27 protein-coding genes are annotated in these 25,712 nt (G+C 47.5%); 23 read left to right on the top strand and 4 right to left on the bottom strand.

Annotation, left to right across the window (positions count from 1 at the left end; translation table 11 throughout):
• Positions 1 to 2: 2 nt before the first annotated feature.
• Positions 3 to 455: a phage virion morphogenesis protein gene (locus L5M49_RS02170; protein WP_263265358.1), complete on the top strand. Its 453-nt coding sequence runs from the start codon at positions 3 to 5 to the stop codon at positions 453 to 455.
• A gap of 11 nt (positions 456 to 466) precedes the next feature.
• Here L5M49_RS02170 and L5M49_RS02165 read toward each other — a convergent pair whose 3' ends face one another.
• Positions 467 to 1,270: a hypothetical protein gene (locus tag L5M49_RS02165; RefSeq protein ID WP_258547614.1), complete on the bottom strand. Its 804-nt coding sequence runs from the start codon at positions 1,268 to 1,270 to the stop codon at positions 467 to 469.
• A gap of 204 nt (positions 1,271 to 1,474) precedes the next feature.
• Between L5M49_RS02165 and L5M49_RS02160 the strand changes: the two genes are divergently transcribed.
• The 20 genes from L5M49_RS02160 to uvrB all read left to right on the top strand — a co-directional run bounded on the left by L5M49_RS02160 (position 1,475) and on the right by uvrB (position 21,954).
• Positions 1,475 to 2,074 (top strand): hypothetical protein, encoded by a 600-nt coding sequence (locus L5M49_RS02160; protein ID WP_014357963.1) that lies wholly within the window; start codon positions 1,475 to 1,477, stop codon positions 2,072 to 2,074.
• Between the two features lie 188 nt (positions 2,075 to 2,262).
• Positions 2,263 to 3,144: a hypothetical protein gene (locus L5M49_RS02155; protein WP_012197081.1), complete on the top strand. Its 882-nt coding sequence runs from the start codon at positions 2,263 to 2,265 to the stop codon at positions 3,142 to 3,144.
• A 4-nt stretch (positions 3,145 to 3,148) separates the two neighbouring features.
• On the top strand, positions 3,149 to 3,388 hold the full coding sequence (locus tag L5M49_RS02150; RefSeq protein WP_014357964.1) for a hypothetical protein: 240 nt from the start codon (positions 3,149 to 3,151) through the stop codon (positions 3,386 to 3,388).
• Positions 3,385 to 3,750: a hypothetical protein gene (locus tag L5M49_RS02145; RefSeq protein ID WP_012197082.1), complete on the top strand. Its 366-nt coding sequence runs from the start codon at positions 3,385 to 3,387 to the stop codon at positions 3,748 to 3,750. The genes L5M49_RS02150 and L5M49_RS02145 overlap by 4 nt, the downstream gene beginning before the upstream one ends.
• A 93-nt stretch (positions 3,751 to 3,843) precedes the next feature.
• A complete protein-coding gene (locus L5M49_RS02140) occupies positions 3,844 to 5,001 on the top strand; it encodes a phage protease (RefSeq protein ID WP_263265357.1) in 1,158 nt (385 codons plus the stop codon).
• Entirely contained in the window at positions 5,001 to 5,921 is a 921-nt protein-coding gene (locus tag L5M49_RS02135; RefSeq protein ID WP_168825203.1) for a Mu-like prophage major head subunit gpT family protein, read from the top strand. Before L5M49_RS02140 ends, L5M49_RS02135 begins: the two co-directional genes overlap by 1 nt.
• An 82-nt stretch (positions 5,922 to 6,003) precedes the next feature.
• Positions 6,004 to 6,528 (top strand): HI1506-related protein, encoded by a 525-nt coding sequence (locus L5M49_RS02130; RefSeq protein ID WP_263265356.1) that lies wholly within the window; start codon positions 6,004 to 6,006, stop codon positions 6,526 to 6,528.
• 2 nt (positions 6,529 to 6,530) lie between these two features.
• Positions 6,531 to 6,986, top strand: a complete 456-nt coding sequence (locus L5M49_RS02125) for a gp436 family protein (RefSeq protein ID WP_263182313.1) — start codon at positions 6,531 to 6,533, stop codon at positions 6,984 to 6,986.
• Positions 6,986 to 7,429 carry a hypothetical protein gene (locus L5M49_RS02120; RefSeq protein WP_263265355.1) on the top strand — a complete coding sequence of 148 codons (444 nt, stop codon included), beginning with the start codon at positions 6,986 to 6,988 and terminating at the stop codon, positions 7,427 to 7,429. The genes L5M49_RS02125 and L5M49_RS02120 overlap by 1 nt, the downstream gene beginning before the upstream one ends.
• Positions 7,430 to 7,457: 28 nt before the next feature.
• Complete coding sequence (locus tag L5M49_RS02115; RefSeq protein ID WP_212600729.1) at positions 7,458 to 8,204, top strand: hypothetical protein; 747 nt, start codon at positions 7,458 to 7,460, stop codon at positions 8,202 to 8,204.
• Between the two features lie 119 nt (positions 8,205 to 8,323).
• A complete protein-coding gene (locus L5M49_RS02110) occupies positions 8,324 to 12,250 on the top strand; it encodes a tape measure protein (protein WP_263265354.1) in 3,927 nt (1,308 codons plus the stop codon).
• Positions 12,247 to 12,612 carry a hypothetical protein gene (locus L5M49_RS02105; protein WP_263265353.1) on the top strand — a complete coding sequence of 122 codons (366 nt, stop codon included), beginning with the start codon at positions 12,247 to 12,249 and terminating at the stop codon, positions 12,610 to 12,612. Before L5M49_RS02110 ends, L5M49_RS02105 begins: the two co-directional genes overlap by 4 nt.
• A gap of 12 nt (positions 12,613 to 12,624) precedes the next feature.
• A complete protein-coding gene (locus tag L5M49_RS02100; RefSeq protein ID WP_263265352.1) occupies positions 12,625 to 15,099 on the top strand; it encodes a hypothetical protein in 2,475 nt (824 codons plus the stop codon).
• Positions 15,100 to 15,110: 11 nt separating this feature from the next.
• On the top strand, positions 15,111 to 16,058 hold the full coding sequence (locus L5M49_RS02095; protein ID WP_263265351.1) for a hypothetical protein: 948 nt from the start codon (positions 15,111 to 15,113) through the stop codon (positions 16,056 to 16,058).
• Positions 16,051 to 16,350 carry a hypothetical protein gene (locus L5M49_RS02090; RefSeq protein ID WP_263265350.1) on the top strand — a complete coding sequence of 100 codons (300 nt, stop codon included), beginning with the start codon at positions 16,051 to 16,053 and terminating at the stop codon, positions 16,348 to 16,350. The genes L5M49_RS02095 and L5M49_RS02090 overlap by 8 nt, the downstream gene beginning before the upstream one ends.
• A complete protein-coding gene (locus L5M49_RS02085) occupies positions 16,350 to 18,140 on the top strand; it encodes a hypothetical protein (RefSeq protein ID WP_263265349.1) in 1,791 nt (596 codons plus the stop codon). Before L5M49_RS02090 ends, L5M49_RS02085 begins: the two co-directional genes overlap by 1 nt.
• Positions 18,137 to 18,358, top strand: a complete 222-nt coding sequence (locus L5M49_RS02080; protein WP_006087201.1) for a hypothetical protein — start codon at positions 18,137 to 18,139, stop codon at positions 18,356 to 18,358. Before L5M49_RS02085 ends, L5M49_RS02080 begins: the two co-directional genes overlap by 4 nt.
• A gap of 145 nt (positions 18,359 to 18,503) precedes the next feature.
• Complete coding sequence (locus L5M49_RS02075) at positions 18,504 to 19,265, top strand: DNA adenine methylase (RefSeq protein ID WP_263265348.1); 762 nt, start codon at positions 18,504 to 18,506, stop codon at positions 19,263 to 19,265.
• 224 nt (positions 19,266 to 19,489) lie between these two features.
• Positions 19,490 to 19,642: a hypothetical protein gene (locus L5M49_RS02070; protein WP_158497640.1), complete on the top strand. Its 153-nt coding sequence runs from the start codon at positions 19,490 to 19,492 to the stop codon at positions 19,640 to 19,642.
• Between the two features lie 305 nt (positions 19,643 to 19,947).
• Positions 19,948 to 21,954 carry an excinuclease ABC subunit UvrB gene (uvrB, locus tag L5M49_RS02065; protein WP_263191975.1) on the top strand — a complete coding sequence of 669 codons (2,007 nt, stop codon included), beginning with the start codon at positions 19,948 to 19,950 and terminating at the stop codon, positions 21,952 to 21,954.
• Between the two features lie 76 nt (positions 21,955 to 22,030).
• Here the strand turns inward: uvrB and rrtA are convergent, their stop codons facing one another.
• Positions 22,031 to 22,627: a rhombosortase gene (rrtA, locus tag L5M49_RS02060; protein WP_263209381.1), complete on the bottom strand. Its 597-nt coding sequence runs from the start codon at positions 22,625 to 22,627 to the stop codon at positions 22,031 to 22,033.
• Positions 22,624 to 23,346 (bottom strand): 7-cyano-7-deazaguanine synthase QueC, encoded by a 723-nt coding sequence (queC, locus tag L5M49_RS02055; RefSeq protein ID WP_263182322.1) that lies wholly within the window; start codon positions 23,344 to 23,346, stop codon positions 22,624 to 22,626. Before queC ends, rrtA begins: the two co-directional genes overlap by 4 nt.
• Before the next feature lie 171 nt (positions 23,347 to 23,517).
• On the opposite strand from queC, the gene queE reads away from it, so the two are divergent.
• On the top strand, positions 23,518 to 24,186 hold the full coding sequence (gene queE / locus L5M49_RS02050) for a 7-carboxy-7-deazaguanine synthase QueE (protein WP_263265347.1): 669 nt from the start codon (positions 23,518 to 23,520) through the stop codon (positions 24,184 to 24,186).
• 98 nt (positions 24,187 to 24,284) lie between these two features.
• Here the strand turns inward: queE and L5M49_RS02045 are convergent, their stop codons facing one another.
• Positions 24,285 to 25,430: a PLP-dependent cysteine synthase family protein gene (locus L5M49_RS02045; RefSeq protein ID WP_263265346.1), complete on the bottom strand. Its 1,146-nt coding sequence runs from the start codon at positions 25,428 to 25,430 to the stop codon at positions 24,285 to 24,287.
• Positions 25,431 to 25,586: 156 nt separating this feature from the next.
• Here L5M49_RS02045 and L5M49_RS02040 point away from each other — a divergent pair.
• Positions 25,587 to 25,712 (top strand): transposase (locus tag L5M49_RS02040; RefSeq protein ID WP_263142520.1); only part of this gene is annotated, 126 nt, incomplete at its 3' end.

The raw sequence follows: 25,712 nt of genomic DNA, 5'->3' as shown, positions 1-25,712 counted from the left end.
CTATGAGCAAAGTGGATATTCAGTTTACCAACGGCACAGTATTGCAGGTGCTTAATAGCTTGCTGGATAAGCTCGATGACTTAAGCGAGCCGATGAACGATATTGCTGCCGTGCTCGAATTGGCCACCGAATCAGCATTTGAAGCAGAGGCCGATCCCACCACAGGCCAAGCTTGGGCATCCTTAAGTGATGCCTACCTTAAAGCCAACCCTAAACGCCAGGGAGGTAAGATGCTGCAGGCCAGTGCTGGCGGGCTAGCTGCCAGCGTGACTGCTGACAGTGGTGACTTTTGGGCGGCGATTGGCAGCAATAAAATCTATGCCGCCATTCACCAGTTTGGTGGCACCGACGATATGCCCGCAGGCCCAGCGGGTATTCCAGCACGACCATATCTAGGTGTGGGCACTGAGGATGAGCAGCAAATAATACAAATAATATCCGATTACTTTTGTTAAATTAAAGCTGATTATCTATTCGGATATAAAACTCCATAAATTATATCTAGCTGATTATTAATTTCTGGCGCATTGAAAGTACATTGAAATGGTTCTAGCATTTTCCTAGCTTCATCTAAATAGATATTTGCGATTACTGGATTACTAGACAGCTCGTTATAGATAACTACTAACTTTGCAAAATGAATTAAGAGTTTTTCAAGCTCGATCCATTGATTAGTCGTGTTAGTATTCTTAGCTTTTAAATAGAAAACGTGGAGTAAATTCCTAGTGTCTTGGTTGAGTTTAGTTGAAAAATTATGCCCTTCTAGCAATAAACTCCGAATACGAATATTTTTCATTTCATAGATAGGAGGTTCTGAATAAAATGAAATATGATTTGCTAATTTCTTATCGTAGGTAACTTGCTCATCTAATGTGAGTTGACATTGAGTTCTCAAGTCGGCCATAACCCTCATTAGCTCATTTAATTTTGCTTCATTCTGCAAATGAGACACTTGAGCTTGCATCGCTTCTTTGGTTCCTTCTAGTTCACTGCGGGTAAGAGCAAGTTCTTCTCTTTGCATCTTCAGTGACCAGATAAGTAACCCTACTGTCGCAAAGCCTAAAATAGGGTTGAGCACACCACCTAGAAAGTCGCCAAATGCACCGAAATCGCCTTGGTTACCCCAGCCCCCGTTGAAATTGATAAAGTACAAAGCAAGTAAAAAAGCAGCAACAATGGCCAGCAAAATGATAAGCCAATTAAATGATCTCTCGGATTCGTGGTTTTGAGTCTGCTGTTCTGCTTGAGGCGATGTAGAAGGGGTGCTCATGTGCCGTCCATGGTTTAAAAGTAATGACTGTATTCTAAGGTAACAAGCTCCGAAGCGTAAAGCTCTCAAACGCATTTTAAGCGCCTTAACTCTCAAGTTGGTATAACGGCTTAGCGCAAAACCGCTTAAACGCTTTAACAAGGATTTAAACGGGTTTTAAACTGGGTTATGCTCGAACTCAAATCACTTATATGGATCGTCCTCATGGAAAAGGAATTTATCGGATTACTAGGTGTAGTTGTTGGTTTTGTGCTGAATCTTGTCTATGGCGCATGGGGGAAACGAAACCAGCGAAAACAAGAACAGTATTATCTTGCCGTTGTGGTAACGATGCAGCTTGATAGATTTTTTGATGAAGCAGTTTTCTTATGTGGTGATAATGGGACACCTGATCAAGAAGGTTACTATATTTCCACAATCCCTTATCCCAAGTTTGAGTTGCCAACCAAGGATGTAGATTGGCGCAGTCTACCACAGGACCTTATGAGGGATATTTTGTGGTTACCTGAGTGTATACGTAGTGCGCAGGAATTAATCGCAAGTGCGTCTGAATACGCAGCTAGTCCTCCTTATTTCGAAGAGTACTTTGAAACGAGGCAGTATGAGTTTGCTAAGCTGGCTCTTTCGGTAAATAAGATGTCTATGAGATTGAGGAAAGTGGCTAATTTGCCCATGAGAAAAATTAGTGATGAGTATTATGATCCTATCACTGGTTTGATAAAAATAGTTTCCAAGGTTGATAAAGTGCGGGATGAAAGGCACTTGAATAGAAGTATACTGTTGAAAGAAAAGCGTGCTACATAAACGGCATCTAACTAATCTTATTTTTCCAATCAGCCTAAGCACTCCAATGTGAGTGATAGTGCCCATCATACCGTAAAAGCCACTTAAACCATTTAAGAAGGATTTAAGCAGGGATTAAAGAAGGTTGCGTTACTTGTTAAGTGAGCATTAGAATTGCAACCTACATTTTACAGAACAAAGTCTTGGACATGGAAAATAAAACAACTCACCAGATCATTTTATCTTTTGGTAAGAAAGACAATACAAATCATCAAATGCCACTAGCTACGTATATTACTTCTCTGCAGGGATTGCAGGAAGTAGTCGAACAGACTGATAAAATCTTGAATGGTGAAAATTCTGAATACGATATTAAGGTAATTGCTGAGCAACCTGGATCATTCGAGACTGTGATCGATTTTGTTCAGTCAGGTGGTATTGACGTATTCAGAACTTTGGGCTTCGTCGCAGGAGGTTTTGCTTTAGGTACAGTGTTGGAAGTTGTCGAGCAGTTAAAAAGTAGAGCTATGACTGAGATTGAGATTAGTAAAGGTGAACACGGTAAACAAGCTACAATCAGAGTAGATGGTCAGGAAGTTACTTGTTCTGAAACTGTCGCCAAGTTGGTCAAAAATCCGAAAATTAGATCTGGGTTAGATAAGTTGCTTTATTCATCATTACAGGACGAGGATGCGAGTAATCTTAAGATTACCTCAGAGGGGGGAATTTCTTTAGAGGTGGATAAAGATGAAGCAGAAGTGTATAAAGCACCTCCTTCAGTGATGCATCAAGAAACTGAAGTAGAGACCATTGTTGCCGATGTTAGATTTACTAAGGTTAATTTCTTAGGTGCGAAGGGATGGGAGATTGCTTATGGTACAGCCAGATACCCAACTCAAATGACGGATGAGTTCTTTTTAGAAAAAATCGCAAACGGTAAAGATGGTAAACCTTTAGAGATATCTTCCGATGACTTGTTTGTAGTCGAGATGAAAAAGACTGAAATTACTTCTAATGGTAAGAAAGGTCGCCCACGTTTCGTTATTACAAAAGTCAATCGCCACAGAAAGGCCGATGGCCGAATAGTGTAGGATTATGAGCGCATTAGGTTGGGTTATTACATTTGGAGCTGTAGTACTTGCATATCGACTCGGAAGAGTCGTGGTGCGAGTGCTGTTTGATTTAATGCATGGTGATGTCAATCGCCTGAAGCTGACTTATGTTGACGCGAACGGCCAGAAAGTTTCGAAAATTGTCGAGATTGACGACGATATTGAGCAGCTAATTCAAGAGATCAAATTGATTCAGCAAACCAAAGGGACCACGACCCGATGAGTAAAGTGAGTAAATTTGATTTTGTTTTCTTTGTGGCTCTATGGGTAAATCTTATTAATTATTTTAAGCCAACTGCTGGTTGGCCTTACTTTCCGGATGTTATTGATGCTCTGGTTCCTGCTGTTGGCGCATTAGGCTCACACGTCACAATGCTAGCCATTATGGCTTTAAAATTACCTACTGAAGATCAAGTTAGAACTTGGGCAACTTTGAGATCACAAAAGCGTGAAATAAAAAAGCAGCTTAAAGATCCAATGCTTGATGATGAATACAAAGCTGCATTAAAGCAGCGCTATACATTGTTGCACAAGACTAAGCTGGATTCCTTAGGTATCGAAGTTACGCCAGCTGATAAGCAATAAACCTAAGAATGTAATCCCGAAACCTTTCCAATCCGCAAGTGATTAAAGCGAGATCATCATAGGCACTCCAATGTTATTGAGAGTGCCTTTTTTATGTCTGCAACCACCACAGCTTTGGGTTTTGCCGCCTTAAGCTGCCAGTTAAACGTCAATTCAGAAGCAACCTTTGTGGTTGGTGAAGATGGCTACATTCAGGCGCTGCCTGATGGTCACTTTGCTGCCGTAGATGGTCGCCCTGATGATGTAGCTGGTGGCAAGTGGTTGATGGATAGCGTTGCGTTCGCGGCCCTGCGAGCAAACACCCCCCATAAAGCCGGTGATCTGGTTATTGACTACGAACACCAAACCCTCAACAAAGAGAAGAATGGCCAGCCTGCACCCGCTGCGGGTTGGTTCAACATCGATGACGTGCAATATCGACAGGGGCAGGGCTTGTTTATTAAGCCGCGCTTTACCGATAACGCCATCGCTTATCTCACGGCCAAAGAATACAAGTACTTCAGCCTAGTGTTCGGTTATGACACCTGCACTGGCCGCCCGCAATTTATCCATTCAGCAGCGTTAACTAACCGCCCTGGTGTCGATGGCATGTTGCCACTCGCATCGTTGGCTGCACTGGCTGCTCTTAATACAAGCCTCAATCCACACGAACCTATCCAATCCACCGACACGGAGGAACTCCATGTGAACCCATTACTGAGAAAAATCTTAGCCGCCCTTGGGGTAGATGTGCCCGAGGATGCAACGGCCTTAACGGCTGAGCAAGAGGTCGCGGCGCTATCTGCACTTAATACGCTAACCACGGCAGCAAATAGCGTTGATGGCTTAAAGCAACAGCTTACCGCGCTGAGTGCTACATCGCCCTCGGTTGATCTAAGCCAGTACGTTCCAGCGGCAACTGTCGCTGCTCTGCGCACGCAACTTGTTGCACTTACTGCTGAAAACGGTGTGCTTACCGTTGAGCAAACCGTGAAGGCGGCGATAGATGAAGGCAAAGCCTTTGAGTGCGAACGTGATTACCTAACCAAGTTAGGCAAGCAATCCATGGCGGCGCTTACAGCCAACTTGGGTGAGCGTGTGGCTATTGCCGCATTAACGGCCAAGCAAACCACCACAGTTCCCGATCCTATCAAGGACAAGGAAACCAAACTCGCGGCACTGACTGCCGACCAAATCAAAATGGCCGATTCTTGGGGCATGTCGCACACTGACTTTGCTAAAGCTATCGCCGCTGATCAGGAGCACAAATAATGGCTGCTATTAATGCCCCAGTATTACAAGCCCTGCGCACTATGGTGCGTAGCGAGTTTCAAAATGCGTTAGCTAAGACTGATCCACTGTATTTAAAAATAGCCTCAGTGGTGCCAAGCAATACTAAGTCCAATACCTACGGCTGGTTAGGCTCAATGCCGACCATGCGCGAATGGATTGGTGCGCGGGTGATCAACTCCATCAAAGAGCATGGTTATTCAATCACTAACCGTACCTTTGAAACCACCATCGGTATTAGTCGTGATGATGTGGAAGATGACACTTTAGGGATTTACAAACCTATGGTGCAGGCATTGGCGCAGGAAGGTGAAGAGTTTCCCGACGACTTGGTGTTCGAGCTATTAGCCGAGGGCTTTGGCACTTTGTGTTATGACGGGCAGAACTTTTTTGACACTGACCATCCCGTTAACGAGAAGCACGATGGTACGGGGGCTGACGTATCGGTGGCCAACATGGTGGTTGATGGCGCTTATACGGGGGAACCTTGGTTTTTGCTCGATACCACGCGCCCATTAAAGCCACTCATCTTTCAAGAGCGTCGCAAGCTGGATTTAAACACCCTGTTTAATCCAACCGACCCTGCAGTTTGGACCAATAACGAGTTCCAGTTCGGCACCGATATGCGCTGTGAGGCGGGCTTTGGCTTCTGGCAAATGGCCTTCGCCAACAAGCGTACTCTCAATGCCACCAACCTATGGAGCGCTTACAAAGCCATGCAAGCTTTTACCAGCGATGGCGGTAAGAAGCTCAAGATACGCCCCAATTTGCTGGTGATCCCAGCTTCTCTTGAAGACGTCGCACTCAAGTTAATGACCCGTGAGCGCATTGATGAAGGTGGCGTGACCGTGGATAACGAACTGAAAGGCAAGTTCGAGATCCTTGTGGTGCCACAGCTTTAGGTGTTTACCCCTTAAGTTTGAGCAGCGAATCGCAGGCACAAGGATGCGCCCGCACCCCAACATCGAGTGAGGTAACAATGAAATGGCGAATCCTTCTAATAACATTCAAGTCCTGTTGGTTATCTGTCTTGCGCACACTGGCTACCGCCGTGCGGGCATGGCGCTTAACAAAGGCGAAAACTTTATACCGCTGGCCGAGTTGTCGGATGAGCAAGTTGCAGCGTTTGAAGCTGACCAGCGCCTTAAAGTATCCGTGCGTGATATGGCACCAGCGTCGGGGAGTGTGGACATTCCAGACGGTGATCAGACATTAGGCACCGATATCACAGGCAAGCTGACTGGCGTGAAAGAGCCTAGCGGTGAAGAGAAAGTCTTAAACCAACTGACAGTAGATGAACTGTTAGACCAGCTCACGGTAAAAGATCTTAAGGCGTTAGCAAAAGACTTGGAGATCATCGGCTTTAACTCGATGAATAAACCTGACTTAGTCAATGCTATTCGGGCGGTAAGAGTCACAGTGCCAGGTGCGAGTGAAACGGCTACCCCAAGCGCTGAAACACCAAGCACTGAAACATCGTGCACCGTCACCAACGAAGCAGGTGAATAGCCATGGCCGACTTAGCCATCACAAGAGCCATGTACGCCACCCCTGACAACATGCTCAGTCGCTTTGGTGCACAGGACTTAATGCTGCTCACCGAGCGTGAAGACAGTGTGCCAGGGGAAATAAATACCGTCGTGCTTGAGCAAGCGCTGAGTGATGCGTCGGCCGAGATTGATGGCTATATCGTGGGCCGTTACACCTTGCCGTTAACCACTGTTCCCGCCGTATTGGAGCGTAACTGCTGCGATATCGCCCGTTACTTCTTGTATGGCGATAAAGCCCCTGAACAAGTCGAGAAACGCTATACCGCTGTGGTGAAATTTTTAACCGCAGTGAGCAAAGGCGATATCAGTTTGGGGCTAGCTGATACGGGTGAAGTCGCTAGCCAAAGTGAGTTAGTGGTCAGTATCGAAAGTGCAGGCAGCGTGTTTGGCCGTGCATCGTCTAAGGGGTTTATCTGATGTTTGAGATTAAAGATAACTACCTTGCTGCAGGTGATGCGTTGACTCAACTGCTTGAGCCATTAGTGACGAGCCAGAAGCTGAAAAAGGTCTATCAAGCCAATGAGCTAAGCGAAGTGGATGAGCGCAGCCAAATCACCCCCGCCGCCCATGTGCTGTATATGGGCGATACGCTGGCGGATACCGCACAAGGCGGCAACACCAGCCAAATTAAGCAGACTTGGCTTGTGGTATTGGCTTGCCGTTTATCTATTCACGAAGGCCAAGCGGGTGAGCGATTAGTCAGCCTGTTAAACGCGATTGTGGGTAAGTCCATTGCGGTGGATGGTCAGATGCTTGGCCCCTTTGTGCGAGTGAACAGCCCGATTAAACCCCGTTTCACTAAAAGCCACGGTTATTACCCCGTGGCCGTGAGTGTGCAACTGAGATTCAAACCCAGCTAACCCAACAACTTAAGATGAGGAAAATCCTATGAATGGATTATTAGTCGCAGGCAACTTTTTTGTTGACCGCTTAAATGCCCAAGGGCAATCAACGGGGATCATTGGTCCCATCAACACCACTAAGCTCGCCATTAAAACCGACGCCGACGAAAAGGTACGTGGCAGTAAAAAGAAAGACAGCTATGGCCAAGCTTTAAGCGTGGTGAAAATTGCAAAACCTGTTGAGGTGGAATGGTCGTTTGACGATCAACCCGCCGAACTGATTGCTATGGCACTGCTGGGTGATACCCAAGTGCTGAACACGGGCAGCGGCACCTTAACTGATGAGGCCGTGACCTTGCCTGATAATCAGCGTTGGATACAGCTACCTAAAAGTAACTTTGCTGCCCTCGGTTTTGTGGTGAAGAAAGACGCTGCCACCTTAGTGCTGGGCACTGACTATGAGGTGAACTATGCCCTAGGGCTAGTGCGCGCCGTAAAAGGCGGCGCTATTGAAGCGGGTGGCGCGGTGACGGTGACAGGCCAACATAACGCCATTAGCGGCACCCTCATTCGCGGTGGCATTAACGCCCAAACTCGTGCGCGGATCTTCGGAGAAGGTACCAACTTAGAAACAGGCAAGCCGATTAAGCTTGATGTTTTCGACGCCAGCTTATCGCCTACGGCTGCGATCGATTTTGCCGCCAGTGAGTTTGTGAGCGCCACCCTTGCGGGTAAAGCCCAGTTAGTCGCGGGTAAAGATCATCCGTTCGAGTACCTAGAGCTGGATGCATAAGCGGTTTTGCTTAACCCAAGGGCATGGCCGTACTCAATTGCCATGCCCTTTAATCCCCATTTAACCGCCGTTTAAACACCGATTATTTAGATACTAACGAGAGCATTAACGAGATAGCCATGGCTGATAAAACCTTAGAACTCGCCCTGCGGATCGTGGCAGAAGCCACGGGCAAGCAACACATTGCGGCTTTAGTCGATGAGCTTAAGCGCATCGGCACTGAGTCGGATGCGGCGAATCCTAAGACGCAGGCGCTCGCTGATGAACTCGATGGAGTGAGTGATGCCAGCCAAGCGGGTGCTAACCAAGTTGATGAACTTAAAAACAGCCTTGATCCGTTAAGCGACCAGTTAGACCAAGTTGCCCAAAGCGGCCGTAATACCAGCAACCAAGCAGAGCAGCTCACTAATGACCTCAAGCCTTTAGCAACAGGGCTTGATGATGTGGGCGAGAGTAGCCAATCGACCAGCCAAAAAGCCAATACCTTAGCCAATAAGCTCGATGAACTGGCTAACCAGCAAGACCTGATCAACACCTTTAAGCGGTCACGTAATGAGCTTGAACAACAAGAGCTTGCTGTCACTGCTGCAGCCTTAGCACTGCAGGACTTAAAGCAACGTGCCAGCCAAACGGATGCGCCTTTTGTGCAGCTGGCACGCTCTATTGATGTGGCAGAAAAAGAGCTGGAGCAAATGCAGCGCGAGTTGGCGCAGCAATCATCCAGCCACACTAAGCTGCAAAATGCCCTGTCAAAATCGGGCATTGACTACAACAACCTGACCACAGCGCAGCGCAAGTTAAGTGCCGAATTTGACGGCACTGGCCGCAATGTCGATAAGTTTGCCAATCAGTTAGATAAGGGCAATGCCAGCGCCCGTGATCATGCCAGTTCCCTGCGTGGCGTGATCGGCCAAGTGACCGCCTTAGCAGGGGCTTACTTGGGCTTTGACCGTGTAGCCCAAGCGGTGAAGGATGTCTTTGCCACGGGCGATCAATTTGAACGTCTTGGCGTGCAAATGAATGCCGTGATGGGCGGTTTTGAATCTGGCAAACAAGCCACCGCTTGGGTAAAGCAATTCGCCATCGATGTGCCACTGCAACTGAACGAAGTTAATCAAGCGTTTGTGAAGGCCAAAGCCTTTGGCCTCGATCCTATGAACGGCACCATGAAGGCGATTGTGGATCAAGCCTTTAAACTGGGTGGCGGTTTTCAAGAGGTCGAGGGGATCACCTTGGCACTCGGCCAAGCCTGGGCAAAACAAAAGCTACAGGGTGAGGAGATCCTGCAGTTGATTGAGCGCGGCGTGCCCGTATGGGACATGCTGGCTAAGGTCACGGGAAAGAACACCACCGAACTGCAAAAACTCAGTGAGCAAGGCAAGCTTGGCCGCGATGTGATCCAAGGCCTGATTGATGAAATGGGCCGAGCCGCAAATGGCAGCGCAGCGGCGCAGATGGCTTTACTCAGTGGCCAAGTATCAAACCTTAAAGATAACCTTTCATCCTTCTATGATCTCGTGGCTCAGTCCGGTGCACTTGATTGGCTTAAGGGCCAGATCAGTGAGTTGAATCTTGAGTTTGCCGCCATGGCCGCTGATGGCCGTTTAAAGGAATGGGCGCAGCAAGTCAGCGACACGATCGTGAGCATTGGCTCAGCGGTGCAAGATGGCGCGGCTATGCTGTACCACTTCCGTGATGAAATTGGTTTTGTGGCTAAGGCATTTCTAGCGTTAAAAGTCGGTAGCTATTTTAGTGATGTGATCACCGGAGCCAATGCCGCCATCGGCGTGATGCGTCTTTACACTGGCGCGATCATGGGTACCACTGCGGCGAGTGAGGGCGCGGCCTTAGCTGCTGGCAAACTTAAAACCGCCTTGGCAGCAGCGGCTAAAGCGGGTTTGTACTTAGCCCTGATTAGCGAGTTGATCGAGGTTGCTCGGGTATACCAAGAGTTATTGATTGCTGAAGAAGCACTGGCAAAGTCTAAACGCGCTGCCGCGTCTAGCGCCAAACAGTTGGAGTACTCACTTAAGGACCTCAGTGAGCAAACGGGCGTAGCCTTTACCACTATGGCCGAGTTCAACAAGGCGGTAGACGAAGGCAAACTGATTTATGACGATGCCACTGGTAAGTGGAAGAACGCCGCTAAAGCCATGGAAGAGGTTAAACAGGCCGCCGTTGAAGTCGTTGAGCCGATTAAATTAACGGTTGAAGAAGCGCTGCGCCTGACCTTTACCTTAAGCGAACAAACTAAAACGCTCGATGGCGTTAAAGGTGGTATGGGCGGTTTCATTCGCCAAATTGACGCCGCCTTAGTGCCGTTAAAGGCGGCGGGGGATCAATACGAAGGCCACGTTAAGTTACTCACAATACTGCGCGCCAAGTTTGAAGAGCAGCAAACCTATCTAGATGCCACGGCTAAGGGCACCGAGGCATTGGAGCAAGCCTATAAGGATTTAGGGCTGACCAGTAGCCATGCCTTAGAGCAGGTGAACACGAAAGCCGAAGCGGCCTTTAATCTGATTAAGAACAACCGTGAACCGATTGAGCAACAAAAGGATGCGTTTTTAGCCTGGGCTAAAGCGGCATTAACGGCCGCCGAAGCAACGGGCGCTGCGGTACCCGAAACCTTGAAAGCGCAAGCCGCCACCCTTGGGCTAACCAAGGAACTGAGCGAGCTGACAGCAAAGCAATACGGCTATACAGACAGCGTGAAGGAACTTTCACCCGAGCAAGCCAAGCTAAGCCGCGCAGTGGCAGAAACTGAAGCCCGTTTGCAGCAATGCCGCGATGTGATGAACAGCTCGACGGTATCGAGTAAAGCCAAAGCAAAAGCCCAACAAGATCTGATTAGTTTACAGGGCAAGTTAAGTGACCAAACTAAGCAGCTCAGTGAGGTTCAGGCACTCGAAGCTGCTAATTATGAACAGATAAAAAGCAAGTATGCCGCTGTATCTGATGAGATGTTGAGGCTCGAACAAGCCTATAAAGACGGCGGCATCACGGCGGAAGAATACCTGCGACAAAAAGAGCGCTTAGTTGAAGTGCTCAGAATATTGCAACGCTTAATGGGCGGTTTGGAAGATGGTGAGCAAGAGACTGACGAACAGGTAAAAAAGACCACTAAAACCTTAATTGAGCAACGCGAAGAACTTGAACAATTAGAGGAAACCACTGGCCGCGCCACTGAGTATGTCAACCTGTTCGCGGGTGCCTATGCCCACTTAAATAAACAGTTCAACTTTAACGAAGATAGCACCGAAAAACTCAACGCCCGCGTCGATGAGCTGACTAAAAGCATCATGAACAATATGCGGGTAAATACGGGCTTTTGGGGTGTGCTGGCGCAGCTCAGTAACCAAGCCTTTATTCGCGAAAAGCAGATCATCAATGAAACCTTACTGACCCGTAAATGGACTGAAGAACTCGAAAGCTCCAGCATTAGCCTCGATCGCGTCAATCAAATTAGCCGCGAGGCTAAGTGGAATATACGCGAGCTAGGTGACGAAGAACTTAAGCCACTGCAAGCGGCCATTGATGCTACCCGTGATCGTATTCTCGGCCTGCGTGACGATATCAACGCGACCTTGGACAGTCTCAAAGATGAGATGGATCAGCTTAACAATAACCAAGCCGCTATCGAGAAGCGCCGCTATGAGCAGCAACAGGCTGAGCTTAAGGCGCAGCTCGATGCTGCCCGCACTGCCCAGGATAAAGAGTCCATCGCCAGTGCCCAAGAAGCTCTGCAACTGAGTCAGCAAATCTACAGCACTAAGCTGAAACAAATCGAGGCCGAGGCGGCAGAACGTAACGCACAGGCGATCGAGCGTGCATCAAGCAGTGCAAGCACCGCGACGAATTCCACTCGCAGTCCCTCAAGCCAAACCACTGCGCCATCGGTGAGCAATCAGAACACAGGCGGCAGTGTACAAATTTATCGGTTAGAGCTGGCAATGCCGTCGGGCAATGTGGTGAAAGCCGATTTGCTTGATGAGTTTAAGCAGCTGTTTTTGCTCGAACTAGAACAGATTAAGGCCACCTCATGATCACCTTAGACACGCTTCAATTACCGCATTTTATTTGGCTTAACCGCTTTGGTTATACGCTCTTTGTGAGCAGCACTGAGTTTGCGCTCGATGGCTCGCAGCATGTTGAAGTGGCCGCCAAACAAGCGGGCCGCCCTGTGGTGTTATTCAGCGATGCAGAAGCCTTATCTGTGTTTAACGCCCTTGAGGCCCACGCCAATTCAAAGGGCGCGAACAGCTTTAACCTGGATATCAATGGCACTGCATTAACTGTGATGTGGGACTACAGCGAACAGCCCATTAGCGGCACGCCAGCGATCAATTACAGCGATACCGACCCCGACGAAATCGAGGCTATAACCTTGAAGTTAATCACTGTTTAAAGGCCGTTTAATATGACTATTTCCCGTTTAGATTTAAAAGTATTTAAGCCCGAGTTACTGGGTTCAAGTAATGAGGCAGGCGGCCAACGGACTAAACAAGTGGTGCAGTCTGGCAAGCTTAATGAGCTATTTTCAGCGATATCCGATATCGACCATGCCCAATCCAGTATCGACATTGTAAAAGCGTTCCCTGCGCTCGATACGCCAGACACCAGCACTTTGATTGATGCACATGTGTTTATCAGTGAGCCACCGATAGACCCATTAGTTAACGTATTCATGATCGAGTCTGCCGCGCTGGATGATGAATCTCGCATGACGGATATGAAAGAGATCATTGAGTCGTCAGTCACAGCAGGGGAATTGATCCGTGAAGGTGGTCCAGGCTTCCTTGTGAACCAAAACTCGTTTTCCTCAGATTACCTGCAGTCGTCCTATCGCTTTAATGACCGCGACTATTGGAAAACCACTTATCTGCAGATTGGCCAAGTGATCTGTATTACCGTGGAATATCCTGGTATTGAAAACGTGGCATGGCCACGCAAAACCCATTTTTGCAAAGTCACTCGTACTAGCATAGTGCCTGGCGCGGTGGGCACTGTTGTATTCGAGCCGCCGATACCGTTTGCGACACCAGAACCAGGTTTGCAAATCAATGGCCAGAGTAAATGCACTCGCTTGCGATTATCTAACACTGCATCACCATTGAAATTCCACGGGGTAACTAAGCTGACTGCCGCCGCCAGCGGGGTAAGTTTAGCTGTGGGGGCGACTCAATTGTCGTTACTGCCTGCGATCACCACCTTAGCGCCAAAGCCCGGCAATACCATCACGGGTGGCAGTGATAACGGCGATGCCACTGTTAGCCAAGTGATCCGCAAAGTAATTAGTCAGCCAAGTGCCCAATGGACGTACAGCTATACCTTCACCACAGCGGATTTACTGATAGACACTGATGTTGTCACTGCAGTATCAACAGATCCTTATGGCGTTTTCGGTGGGAGTAGTGCTTTAGTTCAGTCGATTACTGTCGGGACAGGGAACGTGACCGTTACGCTGCGGCCTGATGTGCGCTTTGCCTATAATCCCACAGTCTCGCTCTATTATGTTTCTGCATACAAATACAGCATTTACTCAAGCGCTAATGCATTCCCAGCCAATAAGCAGCTAACGGTCGGCAGTATAAAAGGCCGCGCTGTGTTTGCCGATAGTAACTATGTGCCTCAGGATGTGTTTGAAAATGTGAATAGTGGTATCGGTAAGTTGTATGACACCACTGAGTTGCTGGCGACCATTGATTATTTTACGGGTGTCGTTACCAAGCAAACGGTCAGCCGTGGTGATTTTGAATTGACCTATTCAGGTTTAGTTGAATCAACCGCTGCAGCGGCAGCCGGCGATACTACGGCTAAATTTGCCTTGAGTGTGGCTAATCCATTGTTAGAGAGCTTTTACGTGCAGGTTGAGCGGATATCCGATCACGCCATTATCAGCGCCTCATCTAACAACCAAGGGGTGATAACTGGCAGTGGTATTAGCGGCACTATTGTAGATGGCTTGGTTGAACTGTTATTTACCAATCCGGTGGATTTAACCACGCTGCGCTATGACATTACCGACCAATTGCGCCAGCTACCCCCCGCCGAGATTTATGGGCTAAACCCACTGCGCATCCCCAATGATGGCATTGTCGATATGTTCAGACGCTGGGGCACTGTCGCGCTGTCTCATGCCCAAGTACAGCAAGTCACAGGCTCTGTCGGCACTGTGTTTACGATTCGTGAAAATGCCCAGTTTGTGGATATCACCGATGCCAATGGTGCCAGCCTATGGACCACTAATAATGACCATTTCACCGTAAACAAGGTGGCCGGAACGGTCACGATTAACAGTGATTTTACGGGGTTTACTGCGCCGTTTGTGCTAAGAGATACCATTATGGAACTCGGTCTAGTTTCATCGTTTTCAGGCAATAGCGTTGTGCTGGCCAAGCCCTTAGCCCGTGAATATCCGGTAGGTACCACATTAGCCAGTGTGCAAATTCTTGGCGACCTGCAGGCGCGTGTTGGCAGCGTGCGGGATATGACGGCATGGGCCAACAATTGGGACCTCGATGGCGACCCAGCAACGGGCAACGTGAATGCGGTTGATTATCCGTTTGAAGTCAAAAACACCACAGCAGTGAATGAAGATTGGGTATTGATTATGACCTCAGCCACCGCCTTTCGTTGTGTTGGCCGCCGTCTTGGTCAAATCGCAGCAGGCGATACGCTGAATGATTTTGCACCGATTAACCCACTGACTAATGCCCCGTATTTCATTATTCGCTCAGGTGCATGGGGTGGCGGTTGGCAGCAAGGCGAAGCGATTCGTTTTGCCACGTTCGCCGCTTCAAACCCGATTATGCTGCTGCGAAATGTGCAGGTTGGCCACAGCCAAATCACTAAAGATAACGCCGTGTTGTCATTTTTTGGCAACGAGTCATAGGAGCAATTGCAATGGGCTTACCAGTTACTGTTTATCGTTATACCGATGCGGGTGCCCCGCAGTTGGTTAATGCTAATGTGTCAGAATGGATTAACATTCTAAAAAAAGTGTTGGTTGAGGGTTATGGTACTAAGGCATCACTTGGGTGGACATTAGAATTTGAAAATGCAGCCGCTTTTAAAGTTGCGTTTCGCAACACCACAACTGACGGGGGTAGTGGCGGTTATTTTCAATTTAGTGGTGCGAACTCGAATAATGCTACTTGTCTCATGTGGGCCAGTGCAGGTATGAGTGATCTTGATGCATTCATCAAAGGTGTGCCGTACCGAGCTTTTATAAATCAAGTGAGTCATAGAGGTTGGGAAATTATTGGTACGTCAAGAGGGTTTTATTTAATTTTGCATCAAACCAATAAGATGACAATGTCAGACGGTACTAACACCAGCAGCTATTCATATTATCAAATGTATTTCATTGGTGACGCTGAGTCATTTTATGCAAATGATCAAAGCACATTTACCTTAATTAGTGGTACTGGTGGTGGCAATACAACAGGTAATCTTGGTGTAAACAATAACGTTAAATATGCACGATTTTATGATGTAGAAGGTGGAAACGGTGGAGTGAAAGAATACACCGCTAACGATCCATTTACAGGCAATAACAATACAGCAAGTTATAACCAAAATGCAGAAACCTTAGGTATTCAGCACATATTATCACCACTACTACTGACCATACCTTATAACACAACAGATCGTAACGGTGATTATGCGGCAAGCAGCATGATCAGCCCTATGGTAAGAGCCAAAATACCCGGCATGTATTCCTCATGCTTTATGGGGTATAGGGATGAAGATTGGCCGATTGATTTGCCGATGAATGGTGTTATGCATACGCTATTAAGATCAAACTATTCCCCGCATCTTTGGATTAATACGGAGCAATGGTATGACTAAAATTATCAATGTTTCTGCAGCAAAAGATAGGGTATTCGCTCAGGCCATGGTTGAAGTTGATGCCGATGTTAACGCTGAACGAGTGTTGATTATTGATCGTTTAAGTGGTGAAACATATCAAAATTTCAAATTGCAAAACAATAAAGTGATGAAATTTATTGTTCCAATCCAACACAGTAATACTCACTCCCTACTGGTTGGGATATTGGATGATGATAACGTTTATAACGCTGAAATAGTTGATGGAGTTAAGGCCGAGTTAATTAATGGCAACATTGTGAATGTACGCTAATGACAGCCATCATTTTTAGATTTACTAAGCCTTGGCCAAATAAAACTTCACCGATAAAAATCCGGTTTGGTGATGACCCTATTCCTGAGTTACCAGACCCGCCTATCCGTGTTGGCAGCATAGGGATGCTTTGCGGTTTGGTAATGGAAACAGGTCAAAGTGTTGAACAGAAAATCACCCTCATTACACGTAGTCTATCGCACGGTACCAATGGAAATTTTGCATGGGAAAGCATTCTTCTAAAGCAGCAAATCAGCATGTTATGGAATGCCTCGCCACCATTAGCTGGGGAAGCGTTCGCCTTTGAGTGGCAGTGGAATACCTTGGTACCTTTTCAACTTGATATGAATTGGTTGGTACCTCAGTCCCATGGCCATCAAGCAATGAGCAATTGGATAGTGCCAGAGCTGCAGCAGATAATGCTTGAAATGCAGTGGTCACAGGCCGCCGCCAAGAGCCAGCAAATTACCGTTAAACTGCATATCGGCGAGCAACTAGCGACTGAGATAGCGCTTAGTTATACCAACATTCAAAGCCAAGGTGATAACAAGGCTGTGGCATGGGCTCCCCATGCGGCGCGTTGGGTGTGTTCCAGTAAATACGTACCGCCAGTGGGTAAGGTAACGCTGCGCTTTAGTGAGCCTTGGATTAACTCAACCAGCCCAACACAGCTTAGATTTACTGCCTCACCGAACGTGTGCTACTGGGACGATGGCGGCGGCCTGATAGGCACTAATCCACCATTACCTACCATTGATTTTAAGATCCCCATCGAACCGCAAATCAGAAGGAGTTACCTCATGCAGCCTCAAATCAGTTGTGTTCGTGTGAGTGACGGCGTTGCTGTGGTGCTCAAATCAGTATCCATTTCTCAGTCCCGTTCGCAATGGGCTAGTAGCGGAAGCTTAGCGTTTTCATCTCGTATTGATGCCGAGCGTGCCGCTAATGAATTACTGAAAATAAGCATTAACGGCTATGACTTTTACCTGCTTTGTGAGTCTCCCAGCGAATCTAAAGCATTCGGCAAAACCAGTTATAGCGCGACAGGTCGAGGTCGCTTAGCCACACTCGCCAGCCCGAACAGAAAGGCCATCAACTATGTGAACGTGGTAGCCCGTAGCTTTATTGGCTTAATGGCCGATATTGTGGCCAATACTGGGTGGACTGTCGCCAGTAAAATTAGTGACTACCCTGTACCTGCAAACGCCTTTAGCTATGCCGCTAAAACACCCGCTGAAGCGATTAACATGATGGCAAATAGCATTGGGGCCATGCTCGATGTGAATGATGAAACTCAGACTATAACGGTGATCCCGCAGTGGCCAGTCGTGCCTTGGAATACCGCAAGCGCAATTCCCGATGTGATTTTGCACGATGGAGTGATCCTCGAATTTAACGAGCGTATCGACATTCGTCCCGATGCTAATGCGGTGTTTGTGCGTGGTGAACAACAAGGCGTGGCGGCGAAAGTGAAACGTTTCGGGACAGCTGGTGACAACTTTGCTGGTGATATAGTGGATAAGTTAATCACTGATAATCAAGCCGCAAGAATGCGCGCAACGGCCGAGTTAGCCAACGCAGGTAATAAGGTGCAAAACAGCATTCGCGCTAAGGTCATGGCGGATTTGCCACCCATGCGACCAGGCATGTTAATTGGGGTTCGCAAAGGTGCCGAGGTGTTTAAGTCAGTGTGTGAAAGCTTCAGCATAAGCGGCAGCGTTAATGAGTCAACGGGGATGGTTACTGTGAATCAGACCGTGACGCTATTGCGTAATGAGGTGGCAGCATGAGCAACATCTATCAACGCTTAGCGAACTTAAACCCCAAGCCCCAGCGCAGTGTTGCCACTGTGATTAGCGTGACAAATGGCACCACGACAGTACAGCACGTCGATGGCAGTTATCAGACTGTTTTGGGTGACTCAGTTGCCAGCGGGAAAGTGTATATCGTTGATGGTCAGATCCAAGGCCAAGCCGCCGACCTGACGTATGTTGAATTAGAGATTTGATAAAAGAGAGCGGTCTAGCAATGCTACCAACACTGCTAGACCGTCAACACACAGGATAACACCCTGTGAGCCAACCAAGGCTCCCTCACCGCGTCGACACGGCGAACCGAGCCTAGCATAAAAAATCCTAAAAAAGGAGGCTCACATGCCAAAACCGATTATCCCTTGGATGGGCGGTAAGCGTAGATTAGTTAAGCAGATTTTACCGATATTCCCTGAGCATCATACCTATGTTGAACCCTTCTGCGGCGGTGCTGCAATGTTCTTTAGCAAGGATGAGGCAAGGGTGGAAGTGGTCAATGATATGAATGGTGATCTCGTTAATCTTTATCGAGTGATTAAACATCATTTAGAAGAGTTTATAAGGCACTTTAAATGGGCTTTAATTAGCCGTGAAGAGTTTTTATGGCAGAAGAATACTAACCCTGAAACTCTAACCGATATTCAGCGAGCGAGTCGCTTCTACTATCTTCAAAAGCTGGCGTTTGGCGGGAAAGTATCAGGTCAGAATTTTGGGAGTTCAGCGTCTCGACCAGCTGGTTTGAACTTGTTAAGGATTGAGGAAGATCTCAGCGTTGCTCACCTACGCTTGGCAAGAACCTATATCGAGCGGTTGGACTGGGCTGAGTGCGTAAGGCGATACGATAAGCCAGAAACCTTGTTCTATTTAGACCCGCCTTACTGGAGTACCGCAGGTTATGGTGTAGAGTTTGGACTAGAGCAATATGCCTTGATGGCCGAGCTTGCGAAGACAATCAAAGGCAAGATGGTGATCAGTGTGAATGACATACCAGAGATGCGCGAGGCATTCGCTGGACTACAAATGAAGACGCTGGGAATACGTTACACGGTAGGAGGCTCAAAACGCTCTGGAGAGCAGCAAGAACTGCTCATTTGGAACTGGTAGACCAACGTATTAACTAAGTAGAAAAGACTCAATAGCCCTCGATTTAGGGGGCTTATTAAGAAGTTTATCAAATTGAGTGAACCCATATTTATCAGACTAAGTGAACCAACGAGTAATTGATTAATCACTAATTTTCAATTTAGGTGAATTCGTTTATCAAATCTCGTGGCGCGCTACAAAATGTAATTAAATTACTAAATGCCGAGAGACGGTTGTTAAGACACATGACAGCCTCCAATCCCGCGTGGTTTCTAGGTTATTTCGACTTATCAACAAAATCTGTGGATAACCCTGTGAGTTGTCCTGAAAAATGGCCGCCAAAGCCTTGGGGTATGGGCGGCGGACTTAAAATGCACTATTTTGGGGTTCAAAAATAAATTTAAGTATTATCAAATGCATACTAAAAGCAAGTGGTTTTTGTTGAGGGTGAAAACAAGGTTGCAATTTTGTAATCGAACGAAATTGATTTCTTGTGTATTAAATTGGCATTTTTGCTTAGTTTGCGGGTGTTTTGTGAGCAAAAAACGCTGAAAACGCCTTAGTTTAAAAGTTTCATGTTTCTTCCTTTAAATTGTCATCTTGCGGTTTTAGATCGTATTGATATGACGACAGGAAGGATAACTGTGGAGCTTAGTCGGTGACTTGATTAGAATGGGGCGACTCACTAAAAGGATATGTGCGCGTGTCAGAATCTGTTTTTCAGCTTGAATCGCAATTCGCCCCCGCAGGCGACCAACCTACAGCGATTGCCAAATTAGTCGATGGACTCGAAGCGGGTCTGGCCTGCCAAACTTTACTCGGAGTGACGGGCTCAGGTAAAACCTTCACAATTGCCAATGTGATCCAAAAGTTAGGCCGGCCCACGATTATCATGGCGCCTAATAAAACCTTGGCGGCGCAGCTTTATGGCGAGATGAAAGAGTTCTTTCCCCATAATGCGGTCGAGTATTTCGTTTCTTACTACGATTACTATCAGCCCGAAGCCTATGTACCTGCGTCAAATACCTTTATCGAAAAGGACGCTTCGGTTAATGCTCACATTGAGCAGATGCGCTTATCCGCCACTAAGGCGCTGTTAGAACGTAAAGATGTGGTGCTGATTGCTTCGGTGTCGGCTATTTATGGCTTGGGCGATCCCGATTCCTATTTAAAAATGTTGCTGCATCTACGCCAAGGCGATGTGATGGGGCAGCGTGACATCTTAATTCGTCTCAGTGAATTGCAGTACAAGCGCAATGATATTGAGCTACAACGTGGTACTTATCGTGTGCGCGGTGAAGTGATTGATATTTTCCCCGCCGATTCTGAGCGTAATGCCATTCGAGTCGAGTTGTTCGACGATGAGATTGAACGTTTAAGTGAGTTTGACCCGTTAACGGGCCATATTATTAAACGTATCGCCCGTACGACGGTTTACCCTAAGACTCACTATGTCACGCCGCGGGAAAAAATTATCGCTGCCACTGAGTTTATTAAAGAAGAACTGCGTGAGCGTAAGCAATATCTACTCGATAACAACAAGTTAATTGAAGCCCAGCGTATCCATGAGCGGGTGCAATACGATGTGGAAATGATGGTGGAGTTAGGTTACTGCTCTGGCATCGAAAACTACTCGCGCTATTTGTCTGGCCGCGCACCGGGGGAAGGGCCACCAACCTTGCTCGACTATTTGCCTGCCGACGGCTTATTAATTATCGATGAATCCCATGTGACTGTGCCGCAAATCGGCGCTATGTACAAAGGTGACCGTTCCCGTAAAACCACACTTGTGGAATACGGTTTCCGCTTACCGTCCGCCTTGGATAACCGGCCGCTTAAGTTTGAAGAGTTTGAGCAATTGATGCCGCAAACTATCTATGTGTCGGCAACACCGAGTGCCTACGAGCTGGAAAAGAGCGAAGGCGAGATTGCTGAGCAGGTTGTGCGGCCAACGGGATTGCTCGATCCTGAATTAGAAGTGCGCCCTGTTGGGACCCAAGTGGACGATTTATTGTCTGAAATCGCCAAGCGAGTGGCCGTCAATGAGCGGGTGTTAGTGACGACGTTGACTAAGCGTATGTCGGAGGATTTGACTGAATACCTCGACGAACATGGCGTAAAAGTGCGTTATCTGCATTCGGACATTGACACTGTCGAACGGGTTGAGATCATCCGCGATCTGCGTTTAGGTAAGTTTGATGTATTGGTTGGGATCAACTTATTGCGCGAAGGCTTAGATATGCCTGAAGTGTCATTGGTGTGTATTTTAGATGCCGATAAAGAGGGCTTCTTGCGCTCTGAACGCTCGCTCATCCAAACGATTGGCCGCGCGGCGCGTAACGTCAATGGTAAAGTGATCCTCTATGCCGATCGCATCACCAATTCGATGGAGAAAGCGATAGGTGAAACTGACCGACGTCGTGAACGTCAGCGGGCGCACAACTTAAAGCACGGTATCACGCCTAAGGGCGTCGTTAAACGGATCACCGATGTGATGGATGTGGATGATGGCCGCGACAGTAAAGCGGTGTATGGCAAAGTGGCTGAGCCTAAGTCCCATTATCATAAAGTCGATGCGGCAGAGTTAAGCCATCAAATTGATCAGCTTGAGAAGAAGATGCATGAACATGCGCGCAACTTAGAGTTTGAACAAGCGGCGGCAATGCGTGATGAAGTCAAGCACCTGCGGGACCTGTTGATCAAAGCCTAGATTTATTCTTGCGCTTAGCATTAAAAAAGCCGTCCAGCAATCATGCTGCGACGGCTTTTTAATATCTTGACTTGGATTAAGCAGGGACTTTTGATTGGCTCATTTTTAGCTTAATAAACACCGCTAAAGCGCAAATCAGCCCGCAGATTAAGCCGACCAAATGCGCCTCGGTTGCTACGCGCGCACCTATCATGGCGGTGACATCACTGCTGGCACCATAAAGCTGTTCGTATCCGACCTTGATGATAACGCCAACGAGCAGCAGATAGCCTGAGCGCAGCTTACGGACAATATCCTGCACTGCGCCGTAGGCGAACAAACCATGCAACATACCGCTTAAGCCGACATAACCAAGCAATTGCGGATAGCCTAAATACAAGCCTATACCTTCAAGTAAACATAACACGAAAAATAGTGCACTTAAGCCTTTGAGATGATAATGAAAATGGTGCAAAAATAGCACCACCCACAGCCCTGCAAGGTTCATCAATAGATGCCATTGATTCGTGTGCAGTAAATTTCCAGTGATTAATCGCCACCATTCACCCTCACTAATGGCACTGCGGCGATAGGCGAGTAGGTTATCGACATCGGGGCTTGCTAAGCCTGCGGCATACAAACCCGCACAGATCAGACTCACCATCAGCGCGACCCAATAGGGACTGCGTGTCATGCTTTAGGCTCGCTGGCGTCAAGCTCAGCCATGACCGCTGCTTTATTCTGTAGATAGTCATCTAATCCACGTTTGCGAAGATGACAGGCAGGGCAATCACCACAGCCATCGCCAATCACACCGTTATAACAGGTGAGAGTATGGTGGCGAACCAGATCAAGTTGCTGATATTTATCCGCCAGTGCCCAGGTTTGTGCCTTATTGAGCCACATCAAAGGCGTGATGATTTTTAGTTGCTTATCCATGCCTTGTACTAAGGCGGATTCCATCGCTTTGACAAAATCGTTACGACAATCAGGGTAGCCTGAAAAATCGGTTTCACACACGCCTGTGATAATCGCCTGCGCCCCTAATTGATAGGCATAAATGCCCGCAAGCGTTAAAAACAGAATATTACGTCCAGGCACAAAAGTATTCGGCAGGCCATTTTCCATTAACTCATGTGAAACGGGTATCGCATCACGGGTCAGTGCCGATATCGCTAACTCATTGAGTAAGGTGACATCCATGACTTTATGGCTGGTGATCTTCAAGCGTTTTGCTAAGGATTTGGCGACTTCAATTTCTTCGCGGTGACGTTGACCGTAGTCAAAGGTGATCCCGTGTACTTCATCGTACTGGGTTAGTGCTTGGATAAGACAGGTTGTCGAATCTTGTCCGCCACTGAATACCACCACTGCTTTGGACGCTAAGGGTTTTGACACTAAGCTCGTTGACATAAAAGATTTCACTTAACCGTAGAACACTCATAAATAGGCCGTTAGTGTAACTCAGGCCATAGTCCTTGCAAACTCTGGCGATCTGCATCAAATAGGCTTTCTCGGCGCAAAAACTTGCAGCTCAAGCTAAAATCCACTATAAATGCCGCCCCAGAAAAGTGGAACGCCAGCATGAACTACCCAGTCAACGAAGTATTTGAAACCATTCAAGGTGAAGGTGTTTTTACCGGAGTGCCCGCCATATTTGTCCGCCTACAAGGTTGTCCCGTGGGATGTGCTTGGTGCGATACGAAACAGACATGGGATGTGCTTGAAGCCAATAAAGTGACGCCAGAGCAAGTGATTACCGTGGACGGCACCATTGGTCGCTGGGCTGATCATACGGCGCAAAGTCTTATCGCTGCCTTTCATGCTAAAGGTTTTACTGCGCGTCATATCGTGATCACCGGCGGTGAGCCTTGTATGTACGATTTACGCGAATTAACCGAGACCTTGCACAGCCAAGGCTTTGCGACTCAAATCGAAACCAGTGGCACCTTTGAAATCAACTGTGCCGATGACACTTGGGTGACAGTATCACCCAAGGTGAACATGAAAGGGGGCTATCAGGTATTAGCACAGGCGCTGAATCGCGCCAATGAGATTAAGCATCCTATCGCCACTGAAAATCACATCGATGAACTTGATGAGTTACTGCAAGACATCGATATTTCAGCGAAAACGATTTGCCTGCAGCCGATTAGTCAAAAGCCTAGAGCGACAGAACTGGCGATGAAAGTGTGTATCGCCCGTAATTGGCGCTTATCGATCCAGACCCATAAGTATTTGAATATTGATTAATGCTAATTTGCAAAGCATAAAAAACGCCTCACAGTTGTGGGGCGTTTTTTATGGTGGATGTTTTGTGGATTTTAAACCTAACGACTTAATACAGTTGCTTAATCAAGCTCACTTAACTGGCCGAAATGATTAAATGCTGCAAGTTGGCGCTGATAGGGCGCAATATCGCCGATGTTAGCTGCAATCCAATCTGTATCGTAATAAGTATCAAGGTAACGCTCACCCGAGTCACAAATGAGGGTCACTATTGAGCCTTGCTCTCCACGCGCTTGCATTTGTACGGCAAGTTGCAATGCGCCGTACAGGTTGGTTCCTGTGGATGCGCCGGTTTTACGGCCAATCAATTGTTCTAACCAATGAATTGTCGCCACTGATGCGGCGTCGGGAATTTGCAGCATAGTATCGACAACACCAGGAATAAACGATGGCTCGACTCTCGGTCGACCTATGCCTTCAATCTTACTGCCATTGCAACAAGTTAAGCTGGCATCGCCGCTCTGATAGAAATCAAAAAAAACGGAGTTTTGCGGGTCGACTACGCAAAGTTGTGTCGCCAACCTTTGATAGCGAATGTAACGGCCTATGGTCGCCGATGTGCCGCCAGTGCCTGGGCTCATCACTATCCACCGCGGGATAGTGTGTGGCTCGCGCTCCATCTGATTGAAGATAGAGTTGGCTATGTTGTTATTACCACGCCAGTCGGTTGCACGCTCGGCGTAGGTGAATTGATCCATATAATGGCCGCCAAGCTCTGCGGCAAGGCGCGCCGATTCGGCGTAAATCTCACTGGAATGATCGACAAAATGACATTGACCGCCATAGAAAGTGATCTGCTCAATCTTTTTTTTAGCCGTGCTTTTGGGCATCACGGCAATAAAAGGTAAACCGAGTAAACGGGCAAAATAGGCTTCAGAAATCGCCGTGCTGCCCGATGAGGATTCGATAATCGGCGTGCCTTGCTTAATCCAGCCGTTACACAGGGCATAGAGGAAGAGTGAGCGGGCGAGGCGATGCTTTAAGCTACCTGTTGGGTGAGTACTTTCATCTTTGAGATAAATATCTATGCCATCGAGCATAGGTAATTCAAGCTTAATCAAGTGGGTATCGGCGCTGCGCTGAAAATCCGCTTCAATCTTGCCTATCGCGTGGGCTTCCCATGTGGGGCAGAGTCTGTGAGCGCTGTGAGAATCCACTGGTGGTTGAATCGTGTTAGAAATCATAGTAGTCACATCGAAAGGGATCATTTTCAGAGCATATCACAGGGACGGGCAAAGCGGTTTTATTGTCATCCTAAAACCACCGCCTCTGGCGGTGGTGATTGTTCCTTGAGGCTATAGCCTGAATTACGCCCATGCTAAAAGAGACTTCTTATTCACCACAAGTAAGAGGAAACGAAAAGCATGGGCGATTATAGAAGTTCATCACATGTTTATTGGCGTTGCAAATATCATATTGTTTGGACTCCGAAGTACCGTTTTAAAATGTTAAAAGGAAACCTTGGTAAGGAGTTATACAGGTCAATTTAT

The sequence above is a fragment of the Shewanella sp. SM74 genome, from assembly GCF_025653725.1.
GTDB lineage: Bacteria > Pseudomonadota > Gammaproteobacteria > Enterobacterales > Shewanellaceae > Shewanella > Shewanella oncorhynchi.
This window is presented reverse-complemented; position numbering and strand designations above follow the sequence as displayed.